Genomic DNA, 16,230 nt, shown 5'->3' with positions numbered 1-16,230 from the left:
CCTGTCCAACCCCCTGCACCCTTCCATGGCCAGCCCCACAGACGCCACCTCCACCACCAGCTGCTGCAGCCCCACCGACGTCAGCCGCGGCGTGCAGGAGTACTACGGCGCCACCCTCAGCAGTAGCGCCGACCTGCGCACCGACGCCTGCTGCGACGCCAGCAGCGTGCCCGAAGCCCTGCGTCCCCTGCTGGCCCGCATCCATCCCGAAGTGCTGTCGCGCTACTACGGCTGCGGCCTGGTGGTGCCGCCGCTGCTGGAGGGCCTGCGGGTGCTGGATCTGGGCTGCGGCAGTGGCCGCGACGTGTACCTGCTGGCCCAGCTGGTGGGACCCGGCGGCGCGGTAGTGGGGGTGGACATGACGCCGGAGCAGCTGGCGGTGGCCCGCCGGCACCAGCAGCACCATGCCGAACAGTTCGGCTTCGCCAACGTGACGTTCCTGGAGGGCCGCATCGAACAGCTCGAACAGCTGCCCCTGGAGCCCGGCAGCTTCGATCTGGTGATCTCCAACTGCGTAGTGAATCTCTCGGCCGACAAGCTGGCCGTGCTCAATGGCGTGCGGCGCCTGCTCAAGAGCGGCGGCGAGTTCTTCTTCGCCGACGTGTACGCCGACCGGAGGGTGCCCGAGGCCCTGCGCCACGATCCGGTGCTCTACGGCGAATGCCTGAGCGGCGCCCTCTACTGGAACGACTTCGTGCGCCTGGCCCGCCGCGCCGGCTTCGCTGATCCCCGCCTGGTGAGCGACCGGCCCCTGGAGGTCACCGATCCCGAGCTGGCCGCCCGCACCGGCGCGATCCGCTTCTTCTCCGCCACCTACCGGCTGTTCTCCATCCCCGAGCTGGAGGATGCCTGCGAAGACCACGGCCAGGCGGTGATCTACCGGGGCACGATCGCCGAGCACCCCCACGCCCTGCCCTTCGACAAGCACCACTGGATCGAGGCCGGCAAGGTGTTTCCGGTGTGCGGCAACACCTTCCGCATGCTTGCGGACAGCCGCCTGGCACCGCATTTTGAGTTCATCGGCGATTTCAGCCGCCACTACGGCCTGTTCGAGGGCTGCGGTGCCGCCCTGCCGTTCGGCACTCCGGCGAATACGACCACTGCCGCACCGGCTGCCGCCTCCGCTACGAGCGGCGCCTGCTGCTGAACCTCAGCTGCTCCACATGGGCGCGCCACTGGTGTTGAACGGCATCGAGATCAGCGCCCCAATCGATGGCCACCTGGCTGGGAATCTCCAGGTCCCGGTCCTCGAGCGCCTGCTCGAGGGGGCTGCCCAGATCCGCCAGGGCCCGATCGCGCTCCAGCAGCAGGGTGTGAATGGCCGGCGCATAGAAGCGCAAGACGTTGTCCATCCAGGCGCTGACGGAGGGATCGGCCTCACTGGCCGCCAGGCTGAAACGCCGCACCAGCGCGAAGCTGGGCTCGGCCGGTAGCCAGGCGTCGTTGGCGACCCAGCGATTCACGGTGAACAGGCTGAGAGGCAACCCCCGGGGATCGAGGCCGATGCCCAGCAGATGGGTGAGCTCAGCGCCGGGCTCCGCGGCCATGAACAGGTGCAGATGGCCGTGTTCGTCGCCCGATCGGTGGCAGTGGTAGTAGGCCTGGCCACCGCTGTGGGGGTCGCGCCAGTCGTCCTCGGGGTAGTGGCGCTCGGCCAGCACCACGCCATCGCCGGTGCAGGCGCGCACCAGCGATCCGTGCCGGGCATTCACCTTCAGCCAGTGGCGCAGGCTGCGGCAACCGGCCTGATAGCGCTCACGCATGGGAGCTACTGAGCGGCGCAGCCGCCGCCCTTCTTGCCCGCGGCACAGCAGCCGGCCTTCTGCTCCTGCTTGCCCCCACAACCCCCTCGGGGGCCGCAGATGCCTGCACAGGCGGGAAGGGTGAGGGCAGCGGCGGACAGCGCCGCAACGGCAAGCCCGGCACGCAGGCGGGATGAGAGAGAAGGCATGAATCGGAAGTGCAACCGTGCTGTTTACCGCCAGCACTCCGGTTCGGATTGCCCTCAACTCACCAGCTCAGGCGCGGCGGCCGGCGGCGCCAGCTGGATGGGGAGGACGCTGCGCCGAAACCAGCCCTGCGCCGGCAGAGGGCGCAGCAACGCCACCAGCACAGCCAGCAGGGCGCGGGGCTCGGGCGGGGCCTGCCGCATCGGCCACCGGCAGCACTGCCGGTAAAGCAGGGTCTGCCGCCGCTCGCGCGCGGCCGCGGACTGAACCAGCCAACCGGCCCCCAGCCGGACCTGCTGACCGCGGCGCTCCAGGCGCTGAGCCAGCAGTTGCCAGTCGTCCCCGGCCAGAGCCGGGGCCTCGATGTGCAGGGGCCGTTGCAGGTCTGGCTCCGGGCCGTGATCGCCTGCGCGGCGCCAGGCGAGCTCCACGCCCTGTTCGCTGATCGCTGTGAGGCGAGCCGGCCAGCGCTGGCCGCTCTGCTCGAGCCACACCGCTGCGGCGAGGGGCTGGAACCACACCTCAAGACCGCGACCGGGCCGATCCCAGCAGGCCTTCAGGGCAGCCAGCAGGCTGAGGATCGCCAGGGCACTCCACACCAGTGGCAGAGCCGGAACTGGGGGCAGAGCCGGAGCGGGTCCCCGCAGCAGCAGCAGCAGATTGAACAGCTGCAGGGCCAGCAGCCCAACCAGGGGGGCCGCCAGGGGGGCCGCCGGAGCCAGGCGTTGCGGTGGAGCCGTTTTGGGCGTGACGCGGAAGCGCAGCGGCCGCCCCACCAGCGTGCTCAGCACGGCGCGGAGCAACGGCGCCAGAAACACCCAGCGGTAGAGCTCCGGCAGCAGCGCCGAGCGGGATCCTCGGCTGAACCAGCGCACCAGCAGCAACTGGGCCACAACCATGGGCAGGGCCAGGGTCAGCCAACCGTCGTCGCTGATCACCAGCGGTGGCACCCGCAACAGACCGAAGCTGAGGGGCAGCAGCAGCAGCAGCAGTTGTGGCACCACGCTCAACCAGTGCAGGATCCCCTCCAGGTAGGCCAGGCGCTGCAGAGGCGAAAGCCCGGGGATCGTGAGCGGGCTGGCTGAGGTGCGCAGGATCTGGAGCGTGCCGCTGGCCCAGCGACTGCGTTGGCGGGCCATCGCCTCCAGGCTGGAGGGCGCCAGGCCAGCACTGAGCTTCTCGTTGAGATACACGCAGCGATAGCCGGCGGCGCTGAGCCGGATCCCGGTGGCCAGGTCCTCCGAGGAGGTGGCCGTTTCGAAACCGCCCACCCGCACCAGGGCCCGACGACGCATCACAAAGGACGTGCCGGCACAGACCACGGCACCCACCCCCTGGCGGATGGGCTCGATCCAGCGATAGAAGTACTCCTCATCCGGCATCAGCCACCGCTCCAGGCCCAGGTTGCGGATCACCGGATCGGCGTTCATGTAGCTCTGGGGGGTCTGCACCAGGCCCACCCGCGGGTCGTCGAACAGGCCCACACAGCGGCTGAGAAAGTCGTGCTGGGGCACGACATCGGCGTCGAACACAGCCACCAGATCGCCAGCCAGCTCCGGCAGCACCTGGTTGAGATTGCCGGCCTTGGCCTGGCGGGGATCGGCTCGGCTGCGGTAGCGGCAGCCCAGCCGGGAGCAGAGCGCGGCCAGCTCCGAACGGTCGCCGTCGTCGAGGAGCCACACCGTGAGCCGCGGATAGGCAAGGGCCAGGCACCCGCCCAGGGTGCGCTGCACCAGCTCCAGCGGTTCACCGCAACAGGGCACCAGCACGTCCACGGCGGGCAGGGCCTGGGGATCGTGCCCACGGAGCTGGGCCAGCCGCAGGGCCGCCTGCTCGGCCTCCTTGGCCACCGGCGGCTGGCGATACCAGGCCAGAGCCAGCTGCAGCAGGCCATGGCCGAGCAGGGCGGCTTCCGCAGCCAGCATCGTGAGGCTGATGGCCGTGGCCAGGGTCGTGCTCAGGTTGAGGGTGCTACTGGCGCGCCAGACCAGGTAGCTGAGGCTGAGCAGTGCGATCAGCACAATCGCGCTGCGGCGGGCGGCCATGGGCAGGCCAACCTCAGGGCGACGGCGCAGCCAGAGGGCCCAGGCCAACACCAGCAGAGGAGCCGCCCAGCGAACCTCACCAGCCCCAGTGCCGTGCACCAGAACCGATCCGGCCACAGGGGGCACCAGCGCAAGCCAGAACAGCCACGATCGCTGGGGGAGAGCAACCCGATCAGCCCCCGCCCGTTCCGAGCCCGTGATGGGGTGGCACACCATGGCGCTGGCGGGGTGAGTCGGCGAAGCCGCTGGGGTCACAGTCTGTGATGGACACCATGACCGCCGCGATCTCGACGGGGACGCCCTGACTACCGCTGGGCCACCTGAATGGATTGGGCGACCGTTACAGCCAGGGTCAGGAGCGGGGTTTGATCAGCTGCAGCACCTGGGGCCCGGTGGCAGCCAGGCGGCGTTCACAGTCGAGTGCGGCCAGGATCGCCCGCGCACACTGCTCAATCTCGCCGGCGTCGGCAGCGGCCCTGGCCTGGTGGTCCAGCTCGAGGATGCGGGCCCTGAGCTCCAGCTTCTGGTGGCGTTCTCCCTTCTGGTCGCGATCTCGATGGCCAGGAGCAGGACCAATCGCGGGGGTTTGCGTTGCGGAAAGAGTAATGGAAGACACGATGAACCGGATGTTGGCGTGATGCAGCAGGGGCAGATGCCTGAGGGGTCAAGGCCTCATAGACGCAATCACTGAACCGGATGAACGCAACAGCGATGGCTGAACCGGAATGACCGAACCGGAATGCCACGGTGGAGGGGCGCCGGAGCAGCACACTTGCGGCGAAGGCAATGCCGTGAGAATGCCCAGAGAATGCAAGGAGCATGGCCTGAAAACAGCTCAGGGCCCGCGATGAATAAACAGGGTTGAACCTGAAACGAGCTTGAACCCAGACCAGGGTAGAGACCGAATGGCGCAAGCGAAATGCGCTAACAGTTCAATATTAGCTGATCGGCGGTCAAGCAAATTGATGGCTCCGACAACCCTCCAACTGACTGGCAAGCCCGGAGCCATCGGAGGCCTCAGGTTCCAGGTTCTTCGCAGTAATCGCCCAGGGCTGCGATCTGTTCGCGGAGAACCTGCTCCCGTTCGCGATCGCCTCGGGTGAGAGCGACCGCGAGGGCAAACTGCAGCTTCTCATGTTGATGATCCCCTTCATCACTGCGGGATACAGGAGCGGGGCTCGTGCATGTTGCCGAGCCAGTGCGGTGAGACGCGGGCCTGGGGGAGCCGGTACCGGAAGCCGCACCAGGAGAAGCGGTGCCCAAAGAAGGCGAGCCCAGAGAGGCGGCCTGGGCGCTACCTGGGGAATGGGCTGGCGTGGGGAATGTCATGAGCTGCTTTCTTCCCATTTTGGCATCACGTGCCGGTAAAGGCGAGGGCGCGGCGGCGGCAGCGCCCGGAACGCCCTGACGTTCAGGCCGCCAAAACCTGCTGGTCGCCACTGTCATCACCCTGTTCACGGAAAGGCTGAGCCAGGCTCTCGGGGGCGGCCAGATGTTCAGGAGCGGCCGTGACGGCACCAGAGGCATCGACCTCGACGCCCGACTGCTGATCGTCCAGCCCCAGCAACAGGCGGCAGTCCGTCAGGAGTTGTTCCACTGTCTCCAGGCTGCTGAGTTCCTCGGGGTCGTGCTGCTCGCGACGCTCCATGGCCACGGTGAGCTGCCGTTCCAGCCCTTCAAGGCGTTGCTCGAGCTTCACCAGCCGCTGGGAGAGGGCATGGGTGGTCTGCGCCAGATCTTCAGTGCTGCGGCTGATCCGGAAGGACACGGAGGGGGTGGCCATGGTGGTGCGGTGCGCTGGAGCCGATGACAACACATCCCCATGCCTTCCGCACCCATGCGGCTTCTGGCGATGATGGACTGATGACCCTGCTCTGGACCCTGCTGCTGTACGCCCTGGCAGGGACAGCGGGCGGCCTGCTGGCCCTGCGCAGCGGCCTGCCTGCCGCGCCCCTGGCCGGCGCCCTGCTGGCCGCAGGGCTCGTGAGTGCCAGTGGCCGTCTGGAGCCGGCCCAGTGGCCACCGGGCACCCGCACGGCGCTGGAAATCGCCATCGGCACGGTGATCGGCACCAGCATCAGTGGCGCCGCCCTGCTGGAGCTGCGGCAGCTGTGGCGGCCCGCCCTGTTGATCACCGGCACGCTGGTGCTGGCGGGACTGGCCGTGGCACTGGTGTGCAGCCGCCTGCTGGGCGTCGATCCGGTGGTCGCCCTGCTGGGCTCCGCTCCAGGGGGGATCACCGGCATGAGCCTCGCCGGTGCCGAGTTCGGCGTTGGGGCTGCGGTGGCCCTGCTGCACGCGCTGCGGCTGATCACGGTGTTGATCGTCACGCCCCTGCTGCTGCGGCTGATGCTGCCGATCGCCCAGCCGCCACCCTGATGCGCGCCAGCGGACCGCCCGCCAGCCATCGGCCCCGTCCAGTTCCTGCCGCGGCCAACCTCGACGCCGTCGGGGGGCATCGATACCTTGGGCCCCCGATGCCCGAGAGGAACCATGGCCGTTCGACGCGCCTCCCGGCAGGCTCGGCTACGGGCCTGGCTGGTGCCACTGACCCTGACCGCCGCCGCCTGGCTGCCCGCTGCTGCATCCGCCCAGAATGGCGGCGTGGTGCCGGTGGTGATGTCCACTCCGGGTGGCCGCGGCGCCCAGATCTATTGCTTCATGCGCGACAGCGGCAACAACCACCAGGTGAGCTGGGATGCGGCCTATGAGGTGATCAAACGCCACAGCAGCGGGCTGTTGCGCACCTCACCGCAACAGGCGGCGGTGATGATCACCGAAGCCGTGGTGCAGGGCCCCGACACCTTCCCCAACTGCGGCATGTACCTGGGCGATCTCTACCGCCGGGAGGAGACTCAGGCCTCGCCGCAGTCAGCGGCTGGAGGGATGACCCGGGGTGAGCGCTACGGCTACTGACAACCGGCGCGGCCGCCTCAGCGCCATCGACCTGCGGGCCACAGCCCTGGCGGCATTGTCCCTGCTGCTGCTGAGCTGCCAGGAGCAGCCGCTGCCGCAGCAGGACCGGGTGCGCCGCGACGACTGCCTGCGGGAGGTGACCCTGGATCGGCTGGACGACCAGATCGCCATCTGCGACGAGGTGGTGGCTGCCTATCCCGACGATCCCGGCCCCCGCAATGAGCGCTACCTGCTCCACAGCCTGGCCGGCAACGACGACGACGCCTGTGCGGACCTGCGCGAGGCCCTGCGCCTGGCGGAGCAGCTGCCCGAGAACGAGCTGGATGCCCAGTTGCGCAGTGACCTGGAGGTGCGCCGGGACCTCTGCGCGAAGGGGCCGCTCACATCGCCGCCAACACCTCTCGCACCATCGCCGTGAGCCGGCGGCGGCGCAGCTGCGTCTCGCCGCGGTGGAGCGTGAGGGCGATGGTCTCGGCCTTGCTGGCGATCAGGCCATCCACCAGCTGATCGGCCACCCCCAGCTGCAGCCAGTGGCTGGTGAGGCTGCCGCCCATGCCGATGCGGTGACAGCGGTCCTCGGCCTGTTCGGCATCGCCGGGAGTCCAGGGGCGCTCGATCAACACCACGTGGCGGGCCCGGTGCAGCGTGAAGCCGAGGCCGCCGGTGCCGAAGGTGGCGATCAGCAGCGGCACGGCACCGGCCTGAAAGCTGTGCACCAGGCGCTGGCGTTCGGCCACCGGCACCGCTCCGGTGAGCAGGGCGGCGGGGCCGAGCTCGCGCTGCAACAGGCGGGCACTGCGCACGAAAGCGGTGAACACCACCACGGCCTCCCCCTGCTCCAGCAGGCGCCCCACCAGCTCCCGTGCCGCCGGCAGCTTGTAGTCGGAGCCGATCTGGCGCAGGGCCGTGAGCACAGCCAGCACCTCGGCGTCCCGGCGCACCTCCCCGCGGGCGGCGCGGCGGCGGTAGTCGCGCACCCGGCACTCCAGTTGGTGCTGGAAGCCGCGCCCCTGGGAATCATCGAGCTGCAGCGGGTGCAGCCGGCGCTGCTTGGGGGGCAGATCGAGGCAGTCCTGCTTGCGGCGATGCAGCAGCAGGGGGCGGATCAGGCGCTGCAGCTCCGCCAGATTGCTGGCGCCATTGGCCTGCCAGAGGCGCCGGCCGCCGCGCTCGCTCCAGTGGCCCTCACAGAACACCTCCTCGAACTCCCGCCGGTCGCGGGCCAGGGGATGGTCGATGGCGGCCAGCAGCGGATAGAGCTGGGCTGGGCGGCCGTTCTTCATCGGCGTGCCGGACAGCAGCCAGACAGCCCGCAGGCGGGGGTGGCGGGCCAGACGCAGCAGGCCGCGGCTGCGGGCGGTGTGCAGGTTCTGGGCGAAGTGGGCCTCATCGGCGATCAGCACGGTGCCGGCCGGCGGCAACGAGGCCGGCAACCGCGCCCAGCTGTGCAGCTCCAGGCGCAGGCCCAGGGCCAGGGCCTCACTGCGCCAGTGATCGTGGAGACCCACCGGCGCCAGCACCAGCACGCGGCAGTCGGCCAGACGCACCATGGCCCTGGCCGCGGCCAGGGCCGAGAGGGTCTTGCCCAGACCCATGGCGTCTGCCAGCACGGCACCACGGCGGGCCAGCAGCCAGCGGGCCCCGGCCCGCTGGTGGACGAACAGACGGCGGCCATCCGCCAGGGGTTCAGCCAGGGTGGCCGCCTGCACCAGCTGGCGGTGGGGCGGCAGCGGCGGCAATGGCTGCCTCAGCCAGGCCAACCACTGGGCCAGTTCCGGCTCCACTGGAAAACGGTCGTTGAGGGTGCGGTGCAGGGCTTCGGCGGCCTCGAGCGGGAAGTCCCAGCAGCGCCGCTGGCCGTTCCACTGGCCCCGGGGGCGGATCCTCCGCAGCTGGGCCTGGGTGACCGCATCGAAGGGGCTGACCACCTCGATGCGACCGGTGGCACCCAGGCGCAAGCAGCAATGAAGCGATCCGACTGCAGCCCCGGACACAGTGCCTCCGCCTGCCTTGCGGCATAACTGTGCCAACCGAGCCACGCGCATGCAGGCCAGGGACAGGGGACCGTTGGGATCGCTCCAGGCCGGGATGCATCCCCCGGCCATCAACGCCGTCTCCCTCGAGGAGCTCTGTCCCAAGCTCAAACAGCGGCGCTGGCGCCGCTCCCTGCACGAGCTCACCGACCACACCTGCGTTTACTGCGGCCGGCGATCGGAATCGATCGACCATGTGCACCCCCAGAGCCGCGGTGGCTCGAGCGTCACCGAGAACTGCGTTCCCGCCTGCCTGGCCTGCAATGGCCATAAGGGCGACGGCGATGTGTTCGTGTGGTATCGGCAACAGCCCTTCTACGACCCGCGCCGGGCCATGGCGATCCGGGCCTGGCTGGATAGCGACCTGCGGCTGGCCATCCGCCTGCTGGAGTGGACCAGTCCTCACCACACCCGGCAGGCCACCGGACCGTTGTGCCGCTGGCAGATCGCCGCCTGATCCTGGGGCCGCTCCGGCGCCAACGTGGCCGCCATCAGCACCAACAGCCCCACAGCCAGCAGGATGGGCAGCCCCAGGGGCTGAGGCTCCTCCGCCAGACCCACCCGGGCAGGTCTGGCGGCAAGCTGGGGCCTGAACTGAGCAGCCCCCATGGGGGCTGAAGGGAGGGTCGAGGGGAATGCCGAACGGAGCTGCGAGCGGTGCTGCGGGTGGAGGCGCGGGCGGAGGCGCGGAGTGGGGCCGACGGCGGACAGAGGGGACACGGACCAGAGGCAGGTGGTACAGGTGTACTCATGACTGAAGCGCCTGTCAAGCCGGCGGGGCGCCTGTTGGTGGTGGGCGGCGGCTACACCGGCCGGCGCTTCGCCCTCGCCGCCCGGCGGCGGCTGGCACCGGTGCTCACCAGCCGGCAGCCACCGCCGGCCGAGATGGTGGCTGCCCTGCCCCCCGATCTCTCCTGGCTGCAGTTCGACAGCCAGGAGCCACGGCGTCCGGAGGCCAGCGCCCTGGCGGACGTGAGCCACGTGCTGGTGAGCGCGCCCCCGGACGGCGGGCCGGGGGATCCCAGCCTGCGCTGCCTGGGACCCCTGCTCGCTGACCTGCCGCTGGAGTGGGTGGGCTACCTGTCCACCACAGGGGTGTACGGCTGCACGGCGGGCGCCTGGGTGGATGAAACCGCCCCGCCCCGCCCGCGGGCCGGCCGCAGCCAGGCCCGACTGGAGGCGGAGGAGGCCTGGCGGGCCAGCGGCCTGCCCGTGCAGATCCTGCGGCTGCCGGCGATCTACGGACCCGGTCGCAGCCCGTTCGCCGGTTTGCGGGCCGGCCGCAGCCGGCTGATCCACAAACCGGGCCAGGTGTTCTCACGCGTGCACGTCGACGACATCGTCGGCGCCCTGCTGCACTGCCTGGCTCTGCCAGCCGAGAGCCGACCGCCGCTGCTCAACATCACCGACGACTGCCCCTGCCCGTCCAGCGAGATCCTCGGCTTTGCCAGCCATCTGCTGCATCTCAAGCTGCCGCCCGTGGAGCGCTACGCGGCCATCGCCGCCGACCTGAGTCCGATGGCGCGCAGCTTCTGGGCCGAGAACCGGCGGGCCAGCAACCGCCTGCTCTGCGCAGGGCTGGGATACCGGCTGCACTACCCCAGCTATCGGGAGGGGTTGGCCGCCTGCCTCAGGGAGGAGGAGGCCTCGCTTGAGGCCTCGCTGGCCGGCGGGCAGTCGTCAGGCGGGCCAGGATCGGCCATGAAGGGCAGGCCCAGGTCGTAAAGCATCCGGCCCCAGCGCAGCTCGATCCAGCCGCGGCTGACCCCTGTGCCCATCCCCCACAGCAACGCCAACAGCAACAACCAGCGCACCATGGGCAACGGCAGCGGCATCCCGACGCCATCCAACTCGATCGGGCGGCGGCTGGCCATCGCCCTGGGCGACCCGGCCGGCATCGGCGCAGAGGTGGTGCTCAAGGCCCTGGCCCACCCCCTGCCGGCGGGGCTGGAGCCGGTGCTGGTGGGCTGCCGCCGCTGGCTGGAGTCCAGCCATGCGGCCCTGCGGCAGTGCTGCGAGGGGCCGCTGCGCGATCCCGCCAGCCTGGAGATCGTCGATCTGCCCCTGGAGGAGCCCGTGCAGCCAGGCCAGAGCGGCCCGGCCGCGGGCGCCGCCAGCTTCGCCTGGCTGGAGGCGGCGGTCGGGCTGGTGCAGAGGGGCGACTGCAGGGCCCTGGTGACAGCACCGATCGCCAAGGCCAGCTGGCATGCGGCGGGCCACCACTACCCGGGGCAGACGGAGCGGCTGGCGGAACTGACGGGCAGCGACGGGGCGGCAATGCTGTTCACCGCCCGCGCCCCGACAGGCAGCTGGCGCCTCAACACCATGCTGGCCACCACACACATTCCTCTGGCCGCCGTGCCCGGGCTGCTCAACGCCGATCTGCTGGCGCGCAAGCTCAATCTGCTGCTGGCTTTCTGCCGGCGCTTCAACCCCGAACCCCATCTGGTGGTGGCCGCCCTCAACCCCCACGCCGGCGAGGCCGGCAGCCTGGGCCATGAGGAGCGCGACTGGCTCGAGGGCTGCCTGGAGGCCTGGCGAACCTGCCACCCCGGGGTGCGGCTGGACGGCCCCCGCCCCCCGGACAGCTGTTGGCTGGATGCGGCCGCCGCCTGGCGCGGGCAGGGCCAGGGACCCGACGGCTACCTGGCCCAGTACCACGATCAGGGCCTGATCCCGGTGAAACTGCTGGCCTTCGACGCCGCGGTGAACACCACCCTCGGCCTGCCCTTTCTGCGCACCTCACCCGACCACGGCACCGGCTTCGACATCGCCGGGCAGGGCATCGCCAGGCCCCTGAGCATGGCGGCGGCGATCGAGACGGCTTGGGAGCTGGGCTAAGAGGGGAGCTTGGCCAAGAGGCTCAACCGGGCTTGACGCGCATCAGCACCTGGCCGAACTCCACCGGCGTGCCGTTCTCCACCAGGATCTCCACCACCTCACCGCTCACCTCGGACTCCAGTTCATTCATCAGCTTCATCGCCTCGAGGATGCACACGGTCTGGCCCTCGCGGATGCGGCTGCCCAGCTCCACAAACGCAGAGTCTCCGGGGCCCGGGGCGCGATAGAAGGTGGCCACCATCGGTGCCGTGATCTCCAGCAGATCACTGCGGTTGGCGGCTGCGGACGGTGGGGGAGCGGAGGGCACCTCGGCCATGGCGCCGGGGTGGACCGAAGCCGCCGGTGTCGAGGCGGCCATGGCTGGCGACGACTGAGACGGCAGCGCAGGCGCGGCATGGGGCAGATTGCGGCGCACCTCCAACCGGAAATCATCGCCCTCGAGCTTGAATTCCTGAATGTCGCTGTCCCCGAGCAGGGCCAGCAGAGCCTTGAGCTGATCGTGGTCGAGCTGCATGGCGATCAGTTCTCCCGGCCCAGATAGCTGTCGCTGCGGGTGTCGATCTTGATCTTGTCCCCCACCGAGAGAAACAGGGGCACCATCACCTGGGCACCGGTCTCCACGATCGCGGGCTTGGTGCCGCCAGTGGCCGTATCTCCCTTCACGCCGGGATCGGTCTCCGTGATCTCCAGCACCACCGAATTGGGCAGCTCCACCTCCAGCGGCCTGTCATTCCAGGAGATGACGTTCACTTCCATGCCCTCCTTGAGGTATTTGCGGCCATCGCCGATCTGGGAAGCGCTGAGGCGGGTTTCCTCATAGCTGCCCATGTCCATGAACACATACTCATCTCCCTCCATGTAGGTGTGCTGCAGGGTGCTCTTCTCAAGCAGGGCCTGGGGCAGCATCTCCCCGGCACGGAAGGTTTTCTCCACCGTGTTGCCGCTCTGCACCGCCTTCAGCTTGGTGCGCACGAACGCCGAGCCCTTGCCGGGCTTCACGTGCAGGAATTCAACGACTCGCCAGACCTGCCCATCCAGCTCGATCGAGGTCCCGGTACGAAAGTCGTTGCTGGAGATCATTCCGACGGTTCGGATCGGGCGGATTGTACGGCTGGCTACAGCAAGCCATGAACAGTGCCGGCATCGGCCCTGGGGCTGTGCCAAAGTCCGGCCAGAGAGGTTGCAAGGCCATGGCCCAGGGCCCGATTCGCCCCGCTACCCAGCCCCTGATGCGGCCCCCGATGGCCTGGCTGTGGCGGGGAGCCGTGGCCCTGGCGCTGGCCCTGCTGCTGATCGCCCCCGCCGCCCGGGCCGCCCTGCCCCAGGGCAACGCCGTGAAGGATCCGGCCGCCATTCTGCGCAACGCCCTGCCGCTGGACGCCCCCAAGCTGCAGGAGCTGCAGCACCGGCTGGAGGACACCAGCGACGACCTGCGCGCCAAGCGCTGGTCAGCCCTGGCCAACGGGGTGCGCCGCAGCCAGTCACAGCTGAGCAGCAACCGCAACGCCATCCTCAACGCCTTCCAGCCCGCCGATCAGAGCCGGGCCCAGGCCCTGTTCGAATCGCTGGACGGCCAACTGCAGCTGATGGCCAGCGCCGCCGCGGATCAGCAACGGGAGGCATTCCTCAGCGCTCGCCGCGAAGCCCTGGCCGCCATCGGTGAGGCCGAGGCCCTGCTGGTGGGCGACTTCCCCTACACCATCCCCCCCGAGTTCGACGCCCTGCCGCGCCTGCTGGGGCGGGCCAGCGTGCTGATCTCCACCACCAAGGGAGACCTCACCGCCGTGGTGGACGGCTACAACGCGCCGTTGACGGCAGGCGCCTTCGTGGACCTGGTGCAGCGCGGCTTCTACGACGGCCTTCCCTTCATCCGGGCCGAGGACTTCTACGTGCTCCAGAGCGGCGATCCCAAGGGTCCTGAGCAGGGCTACGTGGATCCGAAGACCGGCCAGCAGCGCTCCGTGCCGCTGGAGATCCGGGTTCCGGAGGAGGAGGCGCCCTTCTACAACCAGACCTTTGAAGATCTCGGCCGCTACAAGGCCACCGCCGTGCTGCCCTTCGCCACCCTGGGAACCCTGGGCTGGGCCCACTCCGACGAGCGGCTCGATGATGGTTCGTCGCAGTTCTTCTTTTTTCTCTACGAAGCCGAACTCACGCCGGCTGGCCTGAATCTGGTGGATGGCCGCTATGCCGCCTTCGGCTACGTGGTGGACGGCTTCGAGGTGCTGCAGGAGCTCGGCGTCGATGACGCCATCGTCAAGGCGCAGGTGATCGATGGGGCTGGCAATCTCCAGCCCCATGGCTGATGGCCGCTCCTGAGGATCCCAGCCTGGCCGAGCTGGGCGAGGCGGCACTGATCGAGCGGCTGGCCGTCTTCGCCCCACCCGGTCAGTTCCACGACGATGCCGCCCTCCTCGACCTGCAGGGCCCCCAGGTGCTGAACACCGACGTGCTGGTGGAGGGGGTGCATTTCAGTGAGGCCACCACCAGCGGCTTTGACGTGGGCTGGCGGGCCGCCGCCGCCAACCTCTCGGATCTGGCGGCGATGGGGTGCCGCGGTGCCTGGGGGCTGACCGTGGGGCTGGTGGCCCCGGGGGAGACCCGCTGGAGCTGGGTGGAGGCCGTGTACAGCGGCCTGCGGGCGTGCCTGGAGCCCCATGGCGGGCTGCTGCTGGGCGGCGACTGCAGCGGCGGTGCCCAGCGGCTGCTGGCGATCACCGCCCTGGGCCCCCTGGCCCGCGGCAGCAGCGGCGAGCCGGCCCCGATCCGGCGGGCCGATGGGCGGGCCGGAGACCAGCTGGTGAGCACCGGGCACCATGGGCTCAGTCGCCTCGGCCTGGCGTTGCTGCAGAAGCGCGAGTGGCCCCTGGGCGGGGGCCAGGAGGCCCTTGAATCCACTCTGGTGCAGCGGGCGATCGCGGCCCACCAGCGGCCGCAGCCACGGCTGGATGCGGTGGCGGCCCTGCATGCCAGTCAGCCGCAGGGTGTGCCCTGGCGGGTGGGTGGCACCGACAGCAGCGACGGACTGGCGGCGGCCGTTGGGGCCGTGGCCACGGCCAGTGGTTGCCGGGCCCTGCTGGACCGCCAACGGCTGCCCCTGGATCCGGCCATGGCCTTGCTGCCCCAGGCCACCGACTGGTGCCTGGGGGGCGGCGAGGATTTCGAACTGGTGCTGGCGCTCGATCCGATCTGGGCAGAGCGCCTGGTGGCGATGCTGCCAGACGCCCGGATCATCGGCTGCCTTGGCGAGCCTTCAGCGCTCGGCGGAGCGACAGACGGCGGGAGAGGGGGCGCGGTCGGCTGGCTGGGGGAGGAGGGGAGCCTGCCTGGGGGCGCCGGTTTCGCTCACTTCGGCCAGTTGCGGGCTACCACCTCGGCCAGGTCCACAACCCGCTGGCTGTAGCCCCATTCGTTGTCGTACCAGGAGATCACCTTCACCATGTTGTCGCCCATCACCAGGGTGAGATCGGCATCGACGATGGCGCTCTGATCGGTGCCGGCGTGGTCGGAGGACACCAGCGGCAGATCGCAGTACTTGATGATCCCCTTCATCGAGCCTTCAGCAGCGGCCTTGAGGGTGGCATTCACCTCCTCACGGGTGGTCGAGCGGTTCACCTCCAGCACCATGTCCACGATCGACACATTGGGAGTGGGCACGCGCAGGGCGATGCCGTTGAGCTTTCCCGTCACGGGCGGGTACACCAGGGCCACGGCCTTGGCGGCACCAGTGCTGGTGGGCACGATGTTGATGGCAGCGGCGCGAGCCCGGCGCAGATCGCGGTGGGAGGCATCGAGGATGCGCTGATCCCCGGTGTAGCTGTGGGTGGTGGTCATCGTGCCCTTGACGATGCCGAAGGTCTGATCCAGCACCTTCACCAGTGGGGCCATGCAGTTGGTGGTGCAGCTGGCGTTGGAGACGATCTGCCAGTCCTCGTGGCGGTATTCGTGCTCGTTCACGCCAACCACGAAGGTCCCCACGCCCTCGCCCTTGCCTGGAGCCGTGATCAGCACCTTGGAGGCGCCGGCTTGGATGTGCTTGCCGGCACCGGCCTTGTCCACGAAGACACCGGTGCTCTCGATCACCAGATCAACGCCCCATTCCTTCCAGGGAAGATTGAGCGGATTGCGATCGGAGAAACACTTGATCTCACGCCCATTCACAACGATGGCATCGTCGGTGTAGGACACTTCCGCATCACGGATATGACCCAGCATCGAGTCGTACTGCAGGAGGTGGGAATTGGTCCTGGGATCGGAGGTGTCGTTCAGGCCCACCACTTCGATGCCGGTGTTGGCGCCGCGGCTGAGCCAGCAGCGCATGAAGTTGCGACCGATGCGGCCGAATCCATTGATCGCAACTTTCAACGTCATGGCAAGGGCACGGCGGAATCCGCCGGCAGCTGGGAGATTTGGCCACAGATCATACAGAAATCACCGTCTCAGCCC

18 protein-coding genes are annotated in these 16,230 nt (G+C 69.5%); 9 read left to right on the top strand and 9 right to left on the bottom strand.

Translation table 11 applies throughout. The annotated features are described in order from the left end of the window. The first annotated feature begins 25 nt into the window (after positions 1-25). Positions 26-1,147 (top strand): methyltransferase domain-containing protein, encoded by a 1,122-nt coding sequence (locus KBY96_RS03120; protein WP_254977757.1) that lies wholly within the window; start codon positions 26-28, stop codon positions 1,145-1,147. Here KBY96_RS03120 and KBY96_RS03115 read toward each other — a convergent pair. The 4 genes from KBY96_RS03115 to KBY96_RS03100 all read right to left on the bottom strand — a co-directional run bounded on the left by KBY96_RS03115 (position 1,125) and on the right by KBY96_RS03100 (position 5,777). Next, the gene (locus KBY96_RS03115) at positions 1,125-1,763 is read right to left on the bottom strand and encodes a DUF6969 family protein (RefSeq protein ID WP_254977756.1); all 639 of its coding nucleotides are present in this window, start codon (positions 1,761-1,763) and stop codon (positions 1,125-1,127) included. The two genes, KBY96_RS03120 and KBY96_RS03115, sit on opposite strands and share 23 nt — an antisense overlap. A gap of 242 nt (positions 1,764-2,005) precedes the next feature. After that, positions 2,006-4,111, bottom strand: coding sequence for a glycosyltransferase (locus tag KBY96_RS03110; protein WP_254977755.1), 2,106 nt, complete (start codon positions 4,109-4,111; stop codon positions 2,006-2,008). Between the two features lie 235 nt (positions 4,112-4,346). Then, a complete protein-coding gene (locus KBY96_RS03105; protein ID WP_254977754.1) occupies positions 4,347-4,610 on the bottom strand; it encodes a hypothetical protein in 264 nt (87 codons plus the stop codon). A 795-nt stretch (positions 4,611-5,405) separates the two neighbouring features. Next, positions 5,406-5,777 (bottom strand): conserved oligomeric Golgi complex subunit 6, encoded by a 372-nt coding sequence (locus tag KBY96_RS03100; protein WP_254977753.1) that lies wholly within the window; start codon positions 5,775-5,777, stop codon positions 5,406-5,408. A gap of 80 nt (positions 5,778-5,857) precedes the next feature. Between KBY96_RS03100 and KBY96_RS03095 the strand changes: the two genes are divergently transcribed. The 3 genes from KBY96_RS03095 (at position 5,858) to KBY96_RS03085 (ending at position 7,328) form a co-directional block, all read left to right on the top strand. Then, positions 5,858-6,373 (top strand): AbrB family transcriptional regulator, encoded by a 516-nt coding sequence (locus KBY96_RS03095; protein WP_254977898.1) that lies wholly within the window; start codon positions 5,858-5,860, stop codon positions 6,371-6,373. A 114-nt stretch (positions 6,374-6,487) separates the two neighbouring features. After that, a complete protein-coding gene (locus KBY96_RS03090; RefSeq protein ID WP_254977752.1) occupies positions 6,488-6,910 on the top strand; it encodes a DUF6554 family protein in 423 nt (140 codons plus the stop codon). After that, a complete protein-coding gene (locus KBY96_RS03085) occupies positions 6,891-7,328 on the top strand; it encodes a hypothetical protein (RefSeq protein WP_254977751.1) in 438 nt (145 codons plus the stop codon). The genes KBY96_RS03090 and KBY96_RS03085 overlap by 20 nt, the downstream gene beginning before the upstream one ends. Here the strand turns inward: KBY96_RS03085 and KBY96_RS03080 are convergent. After that, positions 7,291-8,868 (bottom strand): DEAD/DEAH box helicase, encoded by a 1,578-nt coding sequence (locus KBY96_RS03080; RefSeq protein ID WP_254977750.1) that lies wholly within the window; start codon positions 8,866-8,868, stop codon positions 7,291-7,293. The genes KBY96_RS03085 and KBY96_RS03080 overlap by 38 nt on opposite strands. Positions 8,869-8,998: 130 nt before the next feature. Here KBY96_RS03080 and KBY96_RS03075 point away from each other — a divergent pair, with 130 nt between their 5' ends. Further along, on the top strand, positions 8,999-9,400 hold the full coding sequence (locus KBY96_RS03075) for an HNH endonuclease (RefSeq protein ID WP_254977749.1): 402 nt from the start codon (positions 8,999-9,001) through the stop codon (positions 9,398-9,400). Here KBY96_RS03075 and KBY96_RS03070 read toward each other — a convergent pair. Next, on the bottom strand, positions 9,346-9,552 hold the full coding sequence (locus KBY96_RS03070; RefSeq protein WP_254977748.1) for a serine protease inhibitor: 207 nt from the start codon (positions 9,550-9,552) through the stop codon (positions 9,346-9,348). The two genes, KBY96_RS03075 and KBY96_RS03070, sit on opposite strands and share 55 nt — an antisense overlap. Positions 9,553-9,693: 141 nt before the next feature. Here KBY96_RS03070 and KBY96_RS03065 point away from each other — a divergent pair, with 141 nt between their 5' ends. Together KBY96_RS03065 and pdxA are read left to right on the top strand one after the other, a co-directional pair. Then, positions 9,694-10,668: an SDR family NAD(P)-dependent oxidoreductase gene (locus tag KBY96_RS03065; protein ID WP_254977747.1), complete on the top strand. Its 975-nt coding sequence runs from the start codon at positions 9,694-9,696 to the stop codon at positions 10,666-10,668. Between the two features lie 90 nt (positions 10,669-10,758). Beyond that, complete coding sequence (gene pdxA, locus KBY96_RS03060) at positions 10,759-11,784, top strand: 4-hydroxythreonine-4-phosphate dehydrogenase PdxA (protein WP_254977897.1); 1,026 nt, start codon at positions 10,759-10,761, stop codon at positions 11,782-11,784. A 22-nt stretch (positions 11,785-11,806) separates the two neighbouring features. Here pdxA and accB read toward each other — a convergent pair whose 3' ends face one another. Both accB and efp read right to left on the bottom strand, forming a co-directional pair. Beyond that, on the bottom strand, positions 11,807-12,298 hold the full coding sequence (gene accB, locus KBY96_RS03055; protein WP_254977746.1) for an acetyl-CoA carboxylase biotin carboxyl carrier protein: 492 nt from the start codon (positions 12,296-12,298) through the stop codon (positions 11,807-11,809). A gap of 5 nt (positions 12,299-12,303) precedes the next feature. After that, a complete protein-coding gene (gene efp / locus KBY96_RS03050) occupies positions 12,304-12,864 on the bottom strand; it encodes an elongation factor P (protein ID WP_254977745.1) in 561 nt (186 codons plus the stop codon). A gap of 161 nt (positions 12,865-13,025) precedes the next feature. Between efp and KBY96_RS03045 the strand changes: the two genes are divergently transcribed. Together KBY96_RS03045 and thiL are read left to right on the top strand one after the other, a co-directional pair. Further along, a complete protein-coding gene (locus KBY96_RS03045; protein WP_254977896.1) occupies positions 13,026-14,090 on the top strand; it encodes a peptidylprolyl isomerase in 1,065 nt (354 codons plus the stop codon). Continuing rightward, the gene (gene thiL / locus KBY96_RS03040; RefSeq protein WP_254977744.1) at positions 14,090-15,187 is read left to right on the top strand and encodes a thiamine-phosphate kinase; all 1,098 of its coding nucleotides are present in this window, start codon (positions 14,090-14,092) and stop codon (positions 15,185-15,187) included. The genes KBY96_RS03045 and thiL overlap by 1 nt, the downstream gene beginning before the upstream one ends. On the opposite strand, the gene KBY96_RS03035 is transcribed toward thiL, so the two are convergent. Then, positions 15,130-16,155, bottom strand: a complete 1,026-nt coding sequence (locus tag KBY96_RS03035) for a type I glyceraldehyde-3-phosphate dehydrogenase (protein WP_254977743.1) — start codon at positions 16,153-16,155, stop codon at positions 15,130-15,132. The genes thiL and KBY96_RS03035 overlap by 58 nt on opposite strands. Positions 16,156-16,230 lie beyond the last annotated feature (75 nt).

This window comes from Cyanobium sp. ATX 6A2 (assembly GCF_024346355.1).
GTDB lineage: Bacteria > Cyanobacteriota > Cyanobacteriia > PCC-6307 > Cyanobiaceae > NIES-981.
This window is presented reverse-complemented; position numbering and strand designations above follow the sequence as displayed.